Origin of the sequence: Enterovirga rhinocerotis, from assembly GCF_004363955.1 — a bacterium.
Classification (GTDB): Bacteria; Pseudomonadota; Alphaproteobacteria; order Rhizobiales; family Beijerinckiaceae; genus Enterovirga; species Enterovirga rhinocerotis.
In genome coordinates, this window is the sequence record NZ_SNZR01000011.1 from 184015 (window position 1) to 200246 (window position 16232).

Annotated in this window: 14 protein-coding genes; 5 read left to right on the forward strand and 9 right to left on the reverse strand. The window is 64.7% G+C overall.

From position 1 onward, the window contains the following. Positions 1–143 precede the first annotated feature (143 nt). Positions 144–1412, reverse strand: a complete 1269-nt coding sequence (locus EV668_RS01420) for a 2-hydroxycarboxylate transporter family protein (RefSeq protein WP_166652307.1) — start codon at positions 1410–1412, stop codon at positions 144–146. Between the two features lie 308 nt (positions 1413–1720). On the opposite strand from EV668_RS01420, the gene EV668_RS01425 reads away from it, so the two are divergent. The 5 genes from EV668_RS01425 to EV668_RS01445 all read left to right on the forward strand — a co-directional run bounded on the left by EV668_RS01425 (position 1721) and on the right by EV668_RS01445 (position 5997). Beyond that, positions 1721–3802, forward strand: a complete 2082-nt coding sequence (locus EV668_RS01425) for a DUF4387 family protein (RefSeq protein ID WP_133768077.1) — start codon at positions 1721–1723, stop codon at positions 3800–3802. 196 nt (positions 3803–3998) lie between these two features. Beyond that, positions 3999–4502, forward strand: coding sequence for a hypothetical protein (locus EV668_RS01430; protein WP_133768078.1), 504 nt, complete (start codon positions 3999–4001; stop codon positions 4500–4502). Between the two features lie 43 nt (positions 4503–4545). Beyond that, entirely contained in the window at positions 4546–4887 is a 342-nt protein-coding gene (locus tag EV668_RS01435; protein ID WP_245512760.1) for a GCG_CRPN prefix-to-repeats domain-containing protein, read from the forward strand. A gap of 179 nt (positions 4888–5066) precedes the next feature. Then, positions 5067–5465, forward strand: a complete 399-nt coding sequence (locus EV668_RS25170; RefSeq protein ID WP_245512762.1) for a hypothetical protein — start codon at positions 5067–5069, stop codon at positions 5463–5465. 61 nt (positions 5466–5526) lie between these two features. Beyond that, the gene (locus EV668_RS01445) at positions 5527–5997 is read left to right on the forward strand and encodes a DUF992 domain-containing protein (RefSeq protein WP_133768079.1); all 471 of its coding nucleotides are present in this window, start codon (positions 5527–5529) and stop codon (positions 5995–5997) included. 140 nt (positions 5998–6137) lie between these two features. Here the strand turns inward: EV668_RS01445 and EV668_RS01450 are convergent, their stop codons facing one another. From EV668_RS01450 to EV668_RS01485, 8 genes are all read right to left on the reverse strand, one after another. Then, a complete protein-coding gene (locus EV668_RS01450) occupies positions 6138–7055 on the reverse strand; it encodes a TIGR01459 family HAD-type hydrolase (protein ID WP_133768080.1) in 918 nt (305 codons plus the stop codon). Positions 7056–7089: 34 nt separating this feature from the next. Continuing rightward, on the reverse strand, positions 7090–7920 hold the full coding sequence (locus tag EV668_RS01455) for a phosphodiesterase (protein WP_133768081.1): 831 nt from the start codon (positions 7918–7920) through the stop codon (positions 7090–7092). A 1-nt stretch (position 7921) separates the two neighbouring features. Continuing rightward, on the reverse strand, positions 7922–8989 hold the full coding sequence (locus EV668_RS01460; protein ID WP_133768082.1) for an ABC transporter ATP-binding protein: 1068 nt from the start codon (positions 8987–8989) through the stop codon (positions 7922–7924). After that, positions 8986–9780, reverse strand: a complete 795-nt coding sequence (locus EV668_RS01465) for an ABC transporter permease (protein WP_133768083.1) — start codon at positions 9778–9780, stop codon at positions 8986–8988. The genes EV668_RS01460 and EV668_RS01465 overlap by 4 nt, the downstream gene beginning before the upstream one ends. A 1-nt stretch (position 9781) precedes the next feature. After that, positions 9782–10594, reverse strand: coding sequence for an ABC transporter permease subunit (locus EV668_RS01470; protein ID WP_133768084.1), 813 nt, complete (start codon positions 10592–10594; stop codon positions 9782–9784). A 64-nt stretch (positions 10595–10658) separates the two neighbouring features. Continuing rightward, positions 10659–11678 (reverse strand): extracellular solute-binding protein, encoded by a 1020-nt coding sequence (locus tag EV668_RS01475; RefSeq protein ID WP_133768085.1) that lies wholly within the window; start codon positions 11676–11678, stop codon positions 10659–10661. Beyond that, positions 11675–12712 carry a substrate-binding domain-containing protein gene (locus EV668_RS01480; protein WP_133768086.1) on the reverse strand — a complete coding sequence of 346 codons (1038 nt, stop codon included), beginning with the start codon at positions 12710–12712 and terminating at the stop codon, positions 11675–11677. The genes EV668_RS01475 and EV668_RS01480 overlap by 4 nt, the downstream gene beginning before the upstream one ends. Positions 12713–13566: 854 nt before the next feature. Next, positions 13567–15903 carry a sulfatase-like hydrolase/transferase gene (locus EV668_RS01485; RefSeq protein ID WP_133769927.1) on the reverse strand — a complete coding sequence of 779 codons (2337 nt, stop codon included), beginning with the start codon at positions 15901–15903 and terminating at the stop codon, positions 13567–13569. Positions 15904–16232 lie beyond the last annotated feature (329 nt).

The following is a 16232-nucleotide window of genomic DNA, read 5'->3' on the forward strand; positions in this document are numbered from 1 at the left end:
TTCAGTCCGGTTCTGTTGTTCTGCTGTCGATGCCGGCCGTCGTTCGATGCCGGACATCGTTCCCGTATCAGGGCGGCTTTCGTGACTCCACTCCCGCGTCGGCCTCCCCGCAGCACCCGGCAAGAGGTGCGCTCCATGCGGGATCAGAGGCCGATGACACTGGCGGCGGCCAATGCGGAGGCGAGCGTCAGGGAGCCTCCAAGGCGCGTGAGGATCTGAGCTTGGGGCATCAGGTCGAGCCGGCCGGCGGCACTGAGGATCGCGATCGCTCCCGTCCCGCCCATGGCCGCACGGGTGAGTGCGAGAATGGCCCCTTCTGAATGCGTCAGGCCCAGCCGACGCGATATTGCCATCCCCCCGGCTGCCGATCCCCCGACCGCTCCGATGATCGGCAGGAGGAGGCCCGGCGTCGTGAAGCCTTGGACGAGTTCGTGCCAGGGCGTCAGCAACAGGCCCACCGCGAAGAGGAGAGGATAGACCAGAACGCGCAGGCCGAGCCGATAGAGATCGACGATCGCCTCCCGCAGCCGCTTCCCCCAGCCGAGACAACACCAGGCTCCGGCCAGAACCAGCACGAGCAGGCTGGCCGGCCAGCCACTGGCCGATGCGATGGCCGAGACCGCTTCGCTCAACGCCCAGACGACGAACCCGGTCACGACGAGCCACGGCCCGGACCAGCGATCCGGGCCGGAGGCGGCTTTCGGGCCGGCTGGCGCGGGATCCGCCGAAACTGTGCCGCGCTTGCGGCCAAAGAAGGCGATGGCGCCGGCGATCGACAGGGCAAAGAGGTTCCCCGCCAGAACCGAGGGCAGCATCCGCGCCAGCAATTCGCCGACAGGCTGCGCGGATAGTTCGGCATAGCCATCGGCAAGCGGGAGGACCCCGGCGCTGATGCCGCCGGACATCACGGGAGCCAGCACGAGGAACGCCACCTCGCGCGCCGGGAACCCGAAGACGGAGGCCAGGATGACCGCAAGGATGCCGGCCGCCGCGCTCGCGACGATGCAGATCGCGAGCACGCGCCATACCGACTTCGACAACATCTCCCGCGAGATGCCGAGGACGCTCCCCGCCACGAGCAGGGTGACGACGAGGCCGAGCGCATTGGTGTCCTTCAGGACGGCCCGCAAGGTCGAGAGACTGCCGTCGGGGATCACGCCGGCGGCGACGAGCCACGAGGGCACGAGCAGCGCGAGGAGCGGCACGATGCCGAGGTCCCGCAGAAACCGGGCCCGGTGCCCGAGTGCCACGAGGCAGACGCCCCCGATCGGGAGCAGCAGGAGCCCGGCATGGGGTCTTGCCTCCGGTACGCGGAGGAGGGCCGCGAACAGGGCGGCCAGCGCGAGGCAGATCGACAGCTGCACAGAGCCGGTCCGCGCCCCGACGGACAGCCGATGCCATTTCGCGCTCATGACGATCGTCCGTCCCGTTCTGCCGGCTGTGGCAGAGGGCACGCGGCGCGCCACGCTATCCGATCGGCGTCTGCATTCTCCAGCGATATTCGCAGGTGCCGGGATCAAATCTGCCGCCGCTGCTGATCCTGACGAGGAGCGCTGCGTCGGCACGATCCGGTTTGCGCGCGCGTCCCGGCGCTCGAGGCGAGGAGCTATCGGCAGCGGATATAGGTCCATACCGAGACGGTATTTGTCATGCCCCGCAAGTTAAGGCTTGTCTTCCGCCAGCGAACAGCAGCCGATATATTCGGCCTAGGATCAAGACCATGGCAAATTTGATCTACCGCGTAGTTTCCGCATGCGGAGCATTGGGCTACGGATATCCTAAGGAGTCGCTCGACGAAGCGCTGAAAGGCCGCGTCGATGCGATCGTATCCGATGCCGGATCGATGGATGCCGGTCCCTTTTATCTCGGAACGGGCACCGAGTACTTCGAACGCGAGGCCGTCAAGCTGGACTACCGGCACATGGTCGAGGCCGGCGCACGGCTCGGCGTGCCTGTCATCCTCGGCAGTTGCGGCATGGCGGGCGGCGACCGCAACCTCGACTACATGCTCGCCGTCGCGAAGGAGGTCTTCGCCGATCTCGGGATCGCCGATGCCAAGGTCGCGGTGATCAGCGCGGAACTCGATCCCGAGATCGTCGTCTCAGAACTCAAGGCCGGCGCGCTGCGTGCGACCGGCACCGGCCCGGAACTCGACGAAACGGCCCTGCGCGAAAGCACCATCGTCGGCCAGATGGGCATCCATCCGCTGATCACGGCGCTCGAGAGCGGCGCACAGTACATCTTCGCCGGCCGCTCCTGCGACGTGGCGCTGTTCGCCTCGGATATGGTCCGCCGCGGCATCGATGCCGGCCTTGCCTATCACGTCGGGCATGTCCTCGAATGCGGGGCGCTCGCCTGCGATCCCGGCTCCCCTTCGGATTGCCTCGTCGCCGAGATCTACGACGACGGTTCGGCGCTGTTCGTGGCGCCCAATCCGGCCCGCCGCTGCACCTCCTATTCGATCGCGGCGCATTCGCTCTATGAGGAGAGCCACCCCCAGCTCCAGTTCTATCCCGAGGGCATCCTCGCGATGGAGAAAACGACCTTCTTCGCGCCGGATTCGCGCTCGGCGGGCATTCGCGGCAGCCGCTTCGTGCGCTCGGCCAAGCCCTGGCCCTGGAGCATCAAGCTCGAGGGCTCGCGCCGGCTCGGCGCCCGCAAGGTCTCGCTGCTCCACATCGACCCGGCCGATCTCGCGAAGGTGCCCGCCGACGTTCTGGTCTATGGCCGCAATGGCGTGCAGACGAGGCCCGTCGGCCCCGGTCAGCGCGAGCTGGGCATCATCATCGAGACCACGGCGAAGACCGAGGAGGCCGCGGTGATGCTGGGCAGCCTGCTCACGCATTACCTCATTCACTACGGCTATGCTGGCCGCAAGGCGACGGCCGGCAACATCGCCTACCCGCTTTCGCCCAATCTCGTCAGCTTCCGCCGCGAGGACGGCAGCTTTGGCGCCATCGTGCCGAGCGGCACGCGCGATCCCGTCTTCTTCGCCAATTATGCCGGGATCAAGCAGGCCGTGATCGGCCTGATCGAGGCCGAGTTTCCCGCCGCGCTCAAGGATGCGGGCTACCGGATCATCGACGCAGACGAGATGGCTCCGGCGATCCTGGTGCGCACGACAGGCCGCGACCCGGCGGAACTCGCCGCGCGCCACGCCGCCGAGGTGGCGCGGATCACGGCGCTCGTCACGCCGAAATCCGGCTCGCTGATCGGGCTGGATGCTCCGGACGCCTATGAGTGGACACTCTACCACCTCCTCCAGAACGAGGATGTCATCAAGACGGTGATGTTCCCGATCGCCTATTTCGACGCGACCGGTGCGGATTGGGTCAAGACCGGGGATGCCCGTCCACGCTACTTCGATATCGGCGAGACCGGCTATACCGGCAATCTCGACGATCGTACGCTCTCGCTGATCCAGGAGGTGCCCGCCCCCGGCGTCCGGGCCGGCGAGCATCGGCTGCTCGACATGGCGGTCGTCATCCGCTCGAAGGACGCCGGCATCAACCGGCTCACCTTCGACATCATCTTCACCTCCGGCGAGAACTACGAGATCGCGCTGAACTCGAACGTGTTCACGCCGAAGAACATGGCTCTCGTCCTCGGCCTCCCGCTCGAGCGCATCGTCGGAACCTTCTTCGTCGACAGCTGCAATGCCATCAAGGTCTCGGTCGACCGGCCCAACATCTCGGCCTCGCTCGATGAGCGCGACGTCTTCGGGGCGCAGCAGCAATCGGTCATCGAGAACCTCTCGGTGCCGGTCCATCGGCGGGCGCTGGCGGTCGCCTCCTCCTTCTGACGCTCGACGCAGGGAGGGCGGGCCTCAGCCCCCTCCCGACCCTGCCGAACCTCTCCCGTCCACGACGCCACGCCGGCCATCGATCCTGGCTGTGCATCCGAAAGCTGTGAGCCCGCCGCGGCTCGCTCTCCCTGGGCGCGCGACACGACGCGCGCGCAGCGGGGTCACGTCCACCCATGAAACCCGAGGACCGACCATGACGCTCTTCAGATCCATCGTCACCGCCGCTGCGGCCGGCTGCCTGTTCGTCGCCGCGCCAGCCGCCTACGCCCAGAGCGGCGGACCCGCAGCCGGCGGAGGCACCACCATCGAGATCTACAGCGATGCCGATGCCGCGGCCGTCTTGAACGCCCGGATCGGTGCGCTGAAGACGGTGCTCGAGCTGTCGCCCGACCAGCAGAAGCTCTGGCCGCCGCTCGAGGCGTCGATCCGCAAGATCGCGGCCGATTCCATGGCCCGCGGCAAGCAGCGCTCGGAGGCGGCGCCAACGGATTTCCTCGATCTCCTCGAGCGGGTCGGCGACGCGGAGGCAACCCGGGCCGCCGACCTGAAGTCCTTCGTCGCGGCCGCCCGTCCGCTCGTCGCAACCCTGACGGATGTCCAGAAGAACCGGATGCCGGCCTTCCTCGGCATGGCCGCACGCGCCGGCGTTCCGTTCTCCGCGCGCACGCTCTGGCTGTTCGAGGAAGAGGAGCGCTGAGCCCGCTCAGGATGGCCCGCATTCAGAGATTGAGGAGATGATCATGCACGGAAGACTAGTCTCGTTGCTCGCGGCCGTCGGGCTCGCCAGCCTTTCATCCGCGGCCCTCGCGATGCCGATCCCGCCATCCCCGATCGGGGCGTCGGCATCGGACATCTCGCCGCTCGTCGTCAGGGTCGCTAATGGCTGTGGCCCCGATGGCTACCGGGGACCTTACGGAGCCTGTCACTCCTACGGGACGGGCCCCTATCCGGGCGGATATTTCGGACCGTTCCACAACGCCTGGAACTGGAATGGGTGCCCTCCCGGATATTGGCGCGGGCCCTGGGGCCATTGCCGGGACACGCCCTTCCACGGCCGGCTGCCGGGCGGCGGCTGGAAGTGATGCCGCGAGCGCCGGTCGAGCCGGCGCTCATCGCCGGAGGCCTGGCAGATGCCGCCTCCCTGCCATGGAGCCCCTGCCGGAAGCCTCTCGATCGGCGGGTTCGCACGGGATCGCGAACCCTCGTCGAGACGGCCTCTCCGCATGGTCTCGTCGTGACCATCTCAAGAAGGACGTTCAGTATGATGCGCTATGTGACGATTGCGCTTGCCGCCTCGGCCGGATTCGCGCTGACAGCCTGCCAGTCGGTCCCGCAAGCCGTCCAGGCCAAGGAGGACCTTCTGGCCGCCGCCGGATTCGTGCCGCAGCCTGCGAACACGCCCCAGCGACAGGCATCGATGCGAAAGCTGCCTCCCAACAAGTTCGTACAGCAGGTGCGGAACAATCAGGTCGTCTATCTCTACGCCGATCCCATCGTCTGCCAATGCGTCTATCTCGGCGACCAGACCGCCTATGGTCAGTATCGGCAGATGGTGTTTCAGAAGAGCCTTGCCGACGAGCGGCGGATGACCGCCACCATGGCTCAGGATTCGTTCGATTTCGGTCCGTGGGGTCCTTGGGGTCCGGTCTTCGTCTACTGAGGGAAGCGTCGGATTCCGGCGCGTTCTCCTGAATTCTCACACTATTGAAAGGAAACTCACCATGCGTGAGCTGGGTTTGATGATCGCGCTCGCCGGATTGGGACTCGTCGCCGCTGGCGCGGCCTCCGCGCAGAGCGTCAAGACCGGTGACCTGCGCTGCGACGTCTCCGGTGGCATCGGTGCCATCATCGGCTCGCAGCAGGCGGTGAACTGCGCCTTCACGCCATCCCGGCCGGGACCGGTTCAGAACTATACCGGCACGATCACCAAGTTCGGCCTCAGCATCGGCGAGATCAGCGGCGGCGTGATGAATTGGCTCGTCTATGCGCCGTCTCTGACGACGGGGGGCGATCTGCGGGGCGCTTATGTCGGCGTCTCGGCCACGGTCGCCGTCGGGCGCGGATTGGGTGCGAACGTGCTCGTCGGCGGAGACCGGAACACGGTTTCGCTCCAGCCGGTCTCGGTGGAAACGAATACGGGGTTCAACATCGCCGCGGGCGTCGCCGAACTCACGCTCGACAAGGCCCCGTGATCGAGGCGAGCACGACCGGGCACAGCGAGGAACGCTCGTTCCGGCCCGGACAGGAGGGCCGTCGCGGCGTCCCTCCTGTCCGTTCACGTCAAGCGATGCTGGAAGAAGCAGATCGGGAGATTTCTGAGCAATGCGGGCAATCAGCCCAATTTCTCTATCACGAAGCTCGGCCGGATCGCACCGGGGAACAGTCGCGCGAGCGCGCTCAACTGCGGCTGAGCGCCATTGACCGCGCCGAGTTCCTTGGCATGGATCCCACCGGCGATGAATAGGCTGTCGAAGCCTGCGGCGCAGGCGCCGGTAATGTCGGTATGGAGCGCGTCACCAATGCACAGCACGCGTTTCTTGGTTGCGGCGCGTCCGGAAATGGCTTCTGCACGCCTGATGGCTTCGGCGTAGATCAGCGCGTGAGGCTTGCCGAAATAAATGACCTCGCCCCCCATCTCCTCGTAAAGCCGAGCCACGGATCCGGCGCACCAGACCAGTCGATCGCCGTGCTCGACAACGATGTCGGGGTTGGCGCAGACGAGTGGCAATCGTCGTGAGGCGATGGATGCCAGTACCTCGCGATAGTCTTCGGGCGTTTCCGTCAGCTCGTCGACGAGGTCCGTACATATGACGATATCCGCATGCTCGACATCGCACATGACGATGTCGAGCCCGTCGAACAGCACCCGGTCGTGGGCTGGGCCGATGTGAACGACTTTCGTCCCCGGCCGTTCGTCCAGGAAGGCACGCGTGAGGTCACCCGATGTGACGATGCCATCATGGGCGCTTGTGGGAACTCCCATGCCATCGAGCATTGCAATGACCGACGAGCCGGGTCGCGGGGCGTTGGAGACGAGGATCACGTGCCGCCCACTTTCCCGCGCGGACGACAGGGCCTTGCCCGCCCCGGCGTGCGCGGCGACACCGTCATGCAGCACGCCCCAGATATCGCAGAGCAAGACGTCATAGCGGTCAACAATCGAGGCAAGCCCGCTGATGAGTTCCGGACAGCTTGGCGGGCCGCCCGGCGTGAATTCGCCCGCGGAGCGAGATGTAGTGTGCTCTGTCATTGATTGGCTCGGCTGACGCTTGCGAGCCGCCAGATCAGGCGGCCGATCGATGGCCCGGATAGTCGTCCGGCAAGATGAAGGGAAACGGTCCCGGCGCTCGTTCGACCGCCGAAAGATGGGTGACGAACTCACCATGTGCGAAGCGGTGCAGCAGAAAGCCGGCGGGCTCCAGGACGAAGCAGGAAGGGCCGTCGTCGCGCAGGTCGAGCATGACCTGATGGCCGACCGATGGCGCGATCTGACACAGCGTCCCGCCGAACATCTGCTGGATCGAGCGATGAACATGGCCGCACAGGATGCGATGCACCTGGGGATTGGCCGACACGATCCGTTTCAGTTCATCGGCGCCAGTCAGAAGCCTCGTTCGGTCCATATGAGCGATGCCGGTGTCGAAGGGCGGATGGTGCAGCATGACGAGCGCGGGCGCATTTGGCTCCGCTGCTAGCGATCTCTCCAAGAAGGAAATCGTATCCGGTTCCAGCGCGCCGTGACTTTGCCCGGCGACGAGACTGTCGAGACCTATGATCCGCACGTCACCGCATGACACAGCGAAGTTGAGCGGGCCGGCTTCCGGCAGATAGGCTTGCTGCGCGAAGGCGCGGCGGAACGGTTCGCGCCGGTCGTGATTGCCCGGCACCGCGTAAACCGGGCAAGGCAGACGCGCGAGCAGGCCTGCGACGACGTCGTACTCTTCATCAAGCCCGCAATCCGTGAGGTCGCCCGTGATCAGGACGCAGTCGGGTGCGGGGTCGAGCCGCAACAGCGAATGGACCGCATGCTCGGCGTAGAGGTTCGTCTCGGACACACCGTAGGCTAGTGCGCCCTTCGGCCGGGCATGCAGATCGGAAATATGGGCGATCAACATGTCACGCCTCCTGGAACTCGATAATGGCTTCGCGCTCGATCTCGAAGCCGACGATCTGGCCCGGGTCGAAGGCGAGGCTGGAGGGCAGGTCAAGCTGCAGGCGTCGGCCGGGCGTGACTTCGGCGACCACACGCTGCGTGGGCCCGAAGAAGGTCGAGGCGACGACGCGGGCCCGGACAGCGGCGGAGCCATTGGCCAGCCGCGCGGATTCAGGCCGGAAGCACAGGACGGTCTCGCGATCGGGGCCACCGACCGCGAGTGCTGCGCCGGTGTCGTCGCTCTCGAGGGAGAGCACGCCGCCTGAGACGCGCCCGTCGATGCGGTTCATCGTTCCGACGAAATCCGCCACGAAATCGTTGGCCGGACGGTGATAGATCACCCTCGGCACGTCGATCTGGGCGATGCGGCCGCGATCCATCACCGCTATGCGGTCGCCGATCGCCATAGCCTCGGCCTGATCGTGCGTGACGTAGACGGCGGTGATGCCGAACTCCCGCAGGAGCAGGCCGATCTCCACGCGCAGCCGTTCGCGCAGCACGGCGTCGAGCGCCGCAAGCGGTTCGTCCAGCAGAAGCACGCGCGGCTTGATGGCCAGCGCGCGCGCCAACGCCGTGCGCTGGCGCTGGCCGCCCGAGACGGCGGTGATCCGGCGGTCTGCGTAGTCCTCGAGGCCGACGAGGGCGAGCAGGCGGCGGGTTTCGGCGTCCCGCTTCGACCGTTCCATGCCGCGGATCTTCATGCCGTATGCGACGTTCTCCGACACCGTCATGTTCGGGAACAGCGCGTAGGACTGGAACACCATGCCGACATTGCGCTTCTCGATCGGCACGCCGCTGACGTCGTCGCCATCGAAGCGGATCATGTCGGGCCCGTCCGGCGTCTCGAGCCCCGCGATCAGACGCAGCAGCGTGGTCTTTCCGCATCCCGAAGGACCCAGCAGGACGAGGATCTGTCCGGCCTCGATCTCGAGATTGGTGGGTTGCAGGACCCTGTTCCCATTGAACGTCTTGGTCAGGGCGCGCGTGGAGATCGATGAGCCGCGCTGCGGCGCTGTGGCTGCGTGAGTCATGACGCTGTCCGTTTCTCGGTAAGGCCTGCGACGAGTTGGACGCCGATCAGCAGGGGGATCACCATGACGAGGAAGACGAGTGTGTAGGCGGAGGCGATCTCGAGGCGCATGGAGGCATAGGCGTCCGCGAGGCCGACCGGCAGCGTCTTGGTCATCGGCGTGTGCATCATCCAGGTGAGGTTGAACTCGCCGATGGAAAGCGTCAGCACGGTCAGCGACCCGGCGACGATGCCCGGCCTCACGTTGGGGAGGATCACGTCGAGGAAGCGTCGCCATGCCGGCGATCCGAGGCTGGCCGCGCCTTCGTCAAGCGTGCGCCAGTCGATGGTGTCCAGCACTGCGATGACCGAGCGCATCATGAAGGGCAGCGTGAACAGCACGTGCCCGACGACCACGAACAGGGTGGACTGCCGAAAGGACCCGGCGCCGCCATAAGTCAGGATCATCGCCAGAGCGAGCGCCAGACCGGGCACCGCGACGGGAAGAGTGACGATCTCCTCCACAGCGCGCGCGAAACGGCCGCCTCGCCGAACAAGCGCATAAGCGCCCGGGACGCCGATCAGCAACGTCAGGGCCAGCGTCATCAACGCAACGACGAGGCTGCGCCAGACCGTGTCGGAGTAGAGCGCCCAGACCTGCTTGACCCAATCGAGGGTGAAGCCGGCAGAGATGCCGCGTGCATAGTTGACGGTCAGTCCGGCATAGACGGAGAGCAGGACGGGGACGAGAAGGAAAAGGGTAAGCAGGGCGGTGATGACAATGCCCGCCGTCGTGGTCCATTGGCGGCGCATGTCAGGCTCCCGAGACGTCGCGCATGGCGCGGCTGCGGGCTATCGCGAGTGCTGCCCATGTGATGAAGCCGAGCGCGATCGAGATCGCGGCGGCCATGCTGGCGTTCGTGGCGAGCGTGAATTCGGTGTAGATCAGCATCGGGATGACATCGACGGTCGTGGCCAGCGTGAAGGCCGTGCCGAAGGCGCCCATCGCAGTGGCGAAGCAGAGCGCGCCGCCGGTGTACATGGCCGGAAAGAGAGCGGGCAGCACGACGTCGCGCTGGATAGCGAGCGGGCTGGCCCCAAGCGAGCGGGCAGCCTCGACCAGCGAGGGATCGAGCTTTTCCGCCGCCGCCAGGATTGTCAGCAAAACGCGCGGCACGGAGAAATAGAGATAGCCCAGGAACAGGCCGAACAGCGAATAGGCGAAGACCACGTTTGTGCCGGTCAGGCTTTTGGTGACGCTGCCGACGAGGCCGAGGCGGCCGCCGAACAGGATGATCAGGAAGCCGACGACCACGCCCGGGAAGGCAAGCGGGAAGGTCAGCATCGACAGAAGTAGGCCGCGGCCGAAAAACCTGCGGTTGGCCAGCGTCTGAGCGGCGACGGTGGCGACCGCCAGCGTCGCGACCGTGGTGATGATCGACAGAATCAGCGTGACGATGAGGCTGTTGCGGAAGCGAGCCTCGGTCACGATGACGAAGAAGCCGGCAATACCCTGCGGGCCGCTGCCTGCTTCCAGGGTGAGCCGCGCCAGTGGCAGGACCAGGAAGGCGAGCGTGAAGATCGCCAGTGGCAGTATCAGCAATAAGTCAAAGCGCCTGCTGTCCAAGGCTGCCTCCGCTCACTCGGGATAGAGGGACCGGGATGAGGGAACCTCCTCCCGGCGCCGCGGATTAGCGGACTTCCTTCAGGTAGCGCTGCGAGAAGGCGGTCTGCGCAGCCTGTGCGGCGGCCCAGTCGATCGCCACGGCACGCGCATACTCGCTCTGCGGCAGGAAGCGCTTGGCCACCTCCGCCGGCAACTCGACCGGAAGGGCAGGGCGCAGATAGGCGCTGCTCCAGAACAGCTGACCCTTGTCGGAGAGCAGGTAGTTCAAGACCTTCTTGGCCGTCTCGCGATGCGGCGCGCCTTTGACCAGCGTCATCACATAGGGGAAGCTGACCGAGCCTTCGCATGGCAGGACGAACTCGAACTTGCCGTCCTCGCTGTATTTTGCGCGGTAGGCGTTGAAGTCGTAATCCATCAGGATCGGGATCTCGCCCGAGACCGTGCGCGCATAGGAGGTCTGCTTGGTGACGATGGCGCCGTTGCCGGCAAGTGCCTTGAGGTAGGCGATCGCCGGATCGAAGTTGTCGAGAGAGCCACCCAGCGCCGTATTGATGGCGACCGCCGAACCGAAGCCGACGGCTGCCGAGGTCGGATCGAGATAGCCGACGAGACCCTTGTATTCCGGCTTTTTCAGATCCGCCCAGCATGCCGGCACCGGCTTGCCATCGAGCGCGTCGACATTGACGAAGAGTCCGAGCGTGCCCTGATGCACGGCCCACCAGCGGCCGTCCTTGTCTTTGAGACCGTCTGGGATCTCGGCGAACCGCTCCGGCTTCCATGCTTCGACCAGATCCTGTCCGGCGGCGGAGATGCCGGCATTGACGCCGAGATAGGCGATGTCGGCGACCGGGCTGGCGCGCTCGGCGATGATCTGTGCAATCGCCTGACCGGAATTCTTGTTGTCGCCGGGAATGCTGATGTTGAGATCGGCTTTGATCTGCTTGAGCATCGCGCCCCAGTTCGCCCATTCCGGCGGGCAGTTGTAGCAGATCGCGCTCTGGGCCTGCGCCTGTGCCTGCACCGGTACGAGCGTGAAGAGGGAAACGGCGGCGGCGAGGCCGAACGAAAGAAGACGTCGTTTCATGAGCGTTGTTTCCTGTTGGCTGGCGGAGGGATGGAAAGGTCGCGCGGCGGTGCGATGGATTCCCCAGGCTGGGGGGTGCAGTCCGGACGCAATTGCTGCGGCGCCTTGTGGCCCGCTGCGATGTCCAGAAGGAGCGATGCGGCGAGGCCGCCCATGACCTGCGATGGCTGGCGAACCGTATGCAGCCGGGGATGGATGTGGCCCGCGAAATCGATCCCGTCGAAACCGGTGACCGAGATGTCGTCGGGAACGGACAGGCCCGCGCGCCGCAGCGAGGCCATCACGGTTACCGCCAGGAGGTCGTTCGACGCCATTATGGCGGTCGGTTGCCACTGGGCGAGAACTTCGGTGAGGTCGATGTCGCGGGTCGCATCAATGAAGTCGACCTCGATAGCGGGTGCGGGCTCGAGGCCCGCAGCCTGCATCGCGTCCCGGAATCCTGCGTAGCGACGGGCCGCGCGGTCGGATGAATTGAACCGTCCGGCCAGGAACAGGATACGACGGTGTCCCAGGTTCAGGAGTTCGTCGGTCATCGCGCGCATGGCGCCATGGTTGTCGACCTGTACTGCCGCGACTCCCTCGGGAGTGCCTTCATTGTAGATGGTGACGACGGGAAGACCGGCGGTGCGCAGGCGCGACAGGGCCACGCTCGTCGCGGGATCGCAGACAGTCATGATCATGCCGACTGGCCGTTCGGCGATCAGCGTGGCCGCGATCTCTTCCTCTTGCCGTGGATCGTAATTGGTTTGCCCCAGGATCGTGAACATTCCGGCGCTGCGGGCACGCTGCTCTATTCCCGCCACGGCGGCGGCAAAGACCGGATTGGTCAGGCTGGGAATGAGGATGCTGATGACAGTCCGTGTCTCGGGAAAAGCACGCACCAGGGGAAAGCCCAGTTCGAGCGCCGCCTCGATGACGCGCCGGCGCATTTCCTCGCTGACCGGACCGTTGCCGGTGACCACACGGCTGACCGTGGCGATCGAGCACTTCGCCCGCGCCGCGACATCCCGTATCGTGATCTCCGATGAAGCCACCCCTTGCCCCTGCTGATCGGCCGGCCCTCTGCTGCCGGCACCTGAGCGAGGGGTAGCAAGCGAGTTTATGGGCTGAGTGACAGCGTTTTCAGTCGTTTTCAGCGACTGCCCTGCAGACCTCGGAGCGCGGATTCTGCAGCCGGGTTCGACCTTGCCCCCTGATTATCCCCGGTCTGAAGGTAGGCGCAGGATTCATGGGTCTGCTCCCTAACGCTGGAGCATTCGAGATTAGAGTTTTGGGGCCTTGTCACGGTGGCGGGGGCGCGAGCACGATCCTCGGCCGTGTTGATGCCGCCGAGGGCTACAAGGGAGGCATTGGCGATGCCGACGCCCTCGCGCTGCTAGGAAATGTCCCTAATCTCGCCGATCCGCGTGAGGCACGGCAGATGACGGCGCGACTGATGGCGCTGGACGCCAAGTTCGCGCCGACCACGGGGTGCGGCTCGGTTGTGTCATCGTGAATACTGCTAGCACGGCGCTTGCTCTTGAAGATGAAAACAGTAATTCCGAAGTCGTCAAGGCGCCTCGAACGCTTGCCGAGATCGGCCGATCTGTGCATTCACTTATCGTGATAGTTCATCATTTCGAAAAATCAAGCGACCAGGGACTGCGCGGAGCCAGTGCATGGAGAGCCAGTGCCGGTACTGTTGTTGCGATACTTGCCGAGCGCGACGAAACGACAGGATCGTGCACTACCCGCCGGCTCATGGTCGTGAAGAACCGAGTTGGGCCGGAGGGGCTGACCATTCCGTTTGAGCTCACGTTCGTACCCCTGGGTCGGGACAGTGCGCGAGCGAGTAAGAGGCCTGGCCGTCCCCAACGGCCAAGCAATTGCGTAGACGAGCGCTTGCCATTTACTTGTGCTTCGGGGACGGCAGATACTTGATGTGGACCCGTCCGATATCACCATTGAATTGGAAGGGCGCACGATCAAAATAGTCGTCCGCGACGGGAGAGAAGCTGTCGCGGCCGATGTCGAAGGTGTCGTTGGTCGTGAAGTACAGGCTCGGTGTGCGCGGCACATGCCCCTTGGCGACATCCTTTCCATCGATGCGGATGACGACGTCCATGGGTGTAGCCGGTCCTTCCCTGCGGATCGATTCGACCTCGATCGTCACCCGGCCCTGCGGCAGGGGCTCAGATGTCTCGATGCGGGTCCTCTCCACCTGGAAGATGTTCGCCTCATAGGACAGCTTGCCCTTGTCTATCCAAAGGGAAATCCCTCCGGAATAGGCACCCAGCGCGTAGAGAACGCCCTGCGACTTCGGCGTGAGCTCCACCTCCATGCGCACCAGCGTGCTCGCCGAGCCCAGCTTGGGCGCGTTGAACTCCGGCAGCTCGATCACGTCCTGTGTATAGAAGAACTCCTTCGCCGGGTTGCGCGGGCTGTATTCCGGGTGGAACAGGCTGGCCCACAAGCCGCCACCGATGGGGAAGGCCTTGTTGTCACGAGCTGTCGCCGTGAACGACGCCGTCATCTCCCTGAGCTTGTCTGGGTTGTCCTTTGCCAGATCCCGGGACTGGGAGAAGTCCTCGTTCAGATTATACAGCTCCCATTTGTCCTGATCGGGCGTCCAGTTGAAGATAGCGGGGTCGAACCCCGGCTTCCATGGCGTGCGGGGTCCGAAGGCCGAGGCCATCCAGCCATCCTTGTACAGGGAACGGCTTCCCATGACCTCGAAATACTGCATCGTCTTGCTGTCCGGTGCCTTCGCGTCATTCAGCGATTTGGCCATGGACACGCCGTCGATCTGATCCTGAGTGATACCGTCCACCAGCTTGGGCGGTTTAATCTGCAGGAGCTCGTAAATGGTGGGAACGATATCGTTCACATGATGGAACTGCGAGCGCGGGACGGGATCGGCCTTGATCCTCGCAGGCCATGACACCGCAAGAGGAGTGCGGGTGCCGCCGAGATGGCTCGCAAGGAGCTTCACCCCCTGGAAGGGCGTGGACCCCGCCCAGGCCCAGCCGGCATGATACATGTTGTCGGTCTTGGGGCCGCCGAGCTGATCGAGCCCTCCGATCTCCTTCAGCACGCGCAGATGATCGCTGACCTTTGTCGCGATGCCGTTCTGGGCCATCAACTCCGAAATGGTGCCGTTCTGCCCCTCGGACGATGAGCCGTTGTCGCCCCAGACGTAGAAGATCAGGGTATTGTCGCGAATTCCGAGCTCCGAAAGCGTATCGACGATGCGTCCGGCCTGCGTGTCGGCATGCTCGACGAAACCGGCGAAGACCTCCATTAGCCGTGTCTGGAAGGCGCGCTCGGCTTCAGGAATGTCTTTCCAGGCCGCCATGCTGGATGCCCGTTCGGTCAGGGCCGCATCCTCCGGAATCCAGCCGATCTTCTTCTGCCTGGCGAAGATTTCCTTGCGAAGCTCATCCCAGCCCTGGTCAAAGCGACCTTTGTACTTGTCTGCCCATTCCTTGAAGATGTGATGGGGCCCATGTGCTGCCCCCGGTGCCCAGTAGAGCATGAACGGCCGATCGGGATCGAGCGCCTTCTGGTTCTTGATCCACTTCACCGCCTTGTCCGTGACGTCCTCGGTGAGATGATAGCCCTTGCGATGATGCTGAGGCGGCAGCCTCGTCGTGTTCTCGACGAGAGCCGGCTCCCACTGCGAGGTTTCGCCGGCCATGAACCCGTAGAAATAGTCGAACCCGACGAGTTGTCCGGTGGGCCAACGGTTGAACGGCCCGGCGCTGGAAACTTCGGTTGCCGGCGTGTTGTGCCACTTTCCGAAGGCCGAGGTGGCGTAGCCGTAATGGCCGAGAACCTTCGGCAGGGCGGCTGCCGTGGCCGGCCAGGCGCCCGTGTAGCCGTCCCAATCGTTGGCGAATTCTGCGATCTGACCGAATCCGACCCGGTGATGGTTCCGCCCGGTCAAGAGCGACGCGCGCGTCGGCGAGCACATGGCGGTCGTGTGGAAGCGATTATAGGCGACGCCGTACTTGACCACGTTCTCCATGGTGGGCGTCTTGATCGGCCCGCCGAAAGCCGAGGACAGGGCCGGTCCGGTATCGTCGAGCATGATCACGACGATATTGGGCGCGTCCGCCGGCAAGCGGCGCGGGCGGCTGACCTGACGATAGTCGGGGGCGGAGGCCTGCATCGTCTCCCTCGCGACAGGTCGTTCCGGTTCTGGAAAAGGCAGGACATCCTGAGCAACAGATGGTTGTCCGCACATGAGAGCAAACACGGAACACCCCACAACGAGGCTGCAGGATGACTGAATGATCGTTCTCAGGGCCGATCCACAGCGCGAAGTATTCACTTTATCTCCCTGCGGTTAGCAGTACTGCCTTCTGACACGTTCCGTTGTTGCTATCAGCGTGGGCGAACACCTAAAGATCGGTGGCCGCCTCTTCAATGGTTTCGATCGCGTTGACGCGGTTCGTTATTGTCGATTCGGTGACCCGCCTTAGCGCGAGGTGCGGTCACCGAGAGCAAATGTGCATAGCCCGTGCATAGCAGCATATTTGTCCGAAACGACACAAACCAACGAGAAAGCTTGCC

Excerpts from the sequence above, each read along its gene's own strand:
- EV668_RS01435 (WP_245512760.1), top strand. The coding sequence starts at position 4,546 with ATGCACGGAAGACTAGTCTCGTTGCTCGCGGCCGTCGGGCTCGCCAGC.
- EV668_RS01445 (WP_133768079.1), top strand. The coding sequence starts at position 5,527 with ATGCGTGAGCTGGGTTTGATGATCGCGCTCGCCGGATTGGGACTCGTC.
- EV668_RS01425 (WP_133768077.1), top strand. The coding sequence starts at position 1,721 with ATGGCAAATTTGATCTACCGCGTAGTTTCCGCATGCGGAGCATTGGGC.
- EV668_RS25170 (WP_245512762.1), top strand. The coding sequence starts at position 5,067 with ATGATGCGCTATGTGACGATTGCGCTTGCCGCCTCGGCCGGATTCGCG.
- EV668_RS01430 (WP_133768078.1), top strand. The coding sequence starts at position 3,999 with ATGACGCTCTTCAGATCCATCGTCACCGCCGCTGCGGCCGGCTGCCTG.
- EV668_RS01465 (WP_133768083.1), bottom strand. The coding sequence starts at position 9,780 with ATGCGCCGCCAATGGACCACGACGGCGGGCATTGTCATCACCGCCCTG.
- EV668_RS01455 (WP_133768081.1), bottom strand. The coding sequence starts at position 7,920 with ATGTTGATCGCCCATATTTCCGATCTGCATGCCCGGCCGAAGGGCGCA.
- EV668_RS01485 (WP_133769927.1), bottom strand. The coding sequence starts at position 15,903 with ATGTGCGGACAACCATCTGTTGCTCAGGATGTCCTGCCTTTTCCAGAA.
- EV668_RS01460 (WP_133768082.1), bottom strand. The coding sequence starts at position 8,989 with ATGACTCACGCAGCCACAGCGCCGCAGCGCGGCTCATCGATCTCCACG.
- EV668_RS01450 (WP_133768080.1), bottom strand. The coding sequence starts at position 7,055 with ATGACAGAGCACACTACATCTCGCTCCGCGGGCGAATTCACGCCGGGC.
- EV668_RS01475 (WP_133768085.1), bottom strand. The coding sequence starts at position 11,678 with ATGAAACGACGTCTTCTTTCGTTCGGCCTCGCCGCCGCCGTTTCCCTC.
- EV668_RS01420 (WP_166652307.1), bottom strand. The coding sequence starts at position 1,412 with ATGAGCGCGAAATGGCATCGGCTGTCCGTCGGGGCGCGGACCGGCTCT.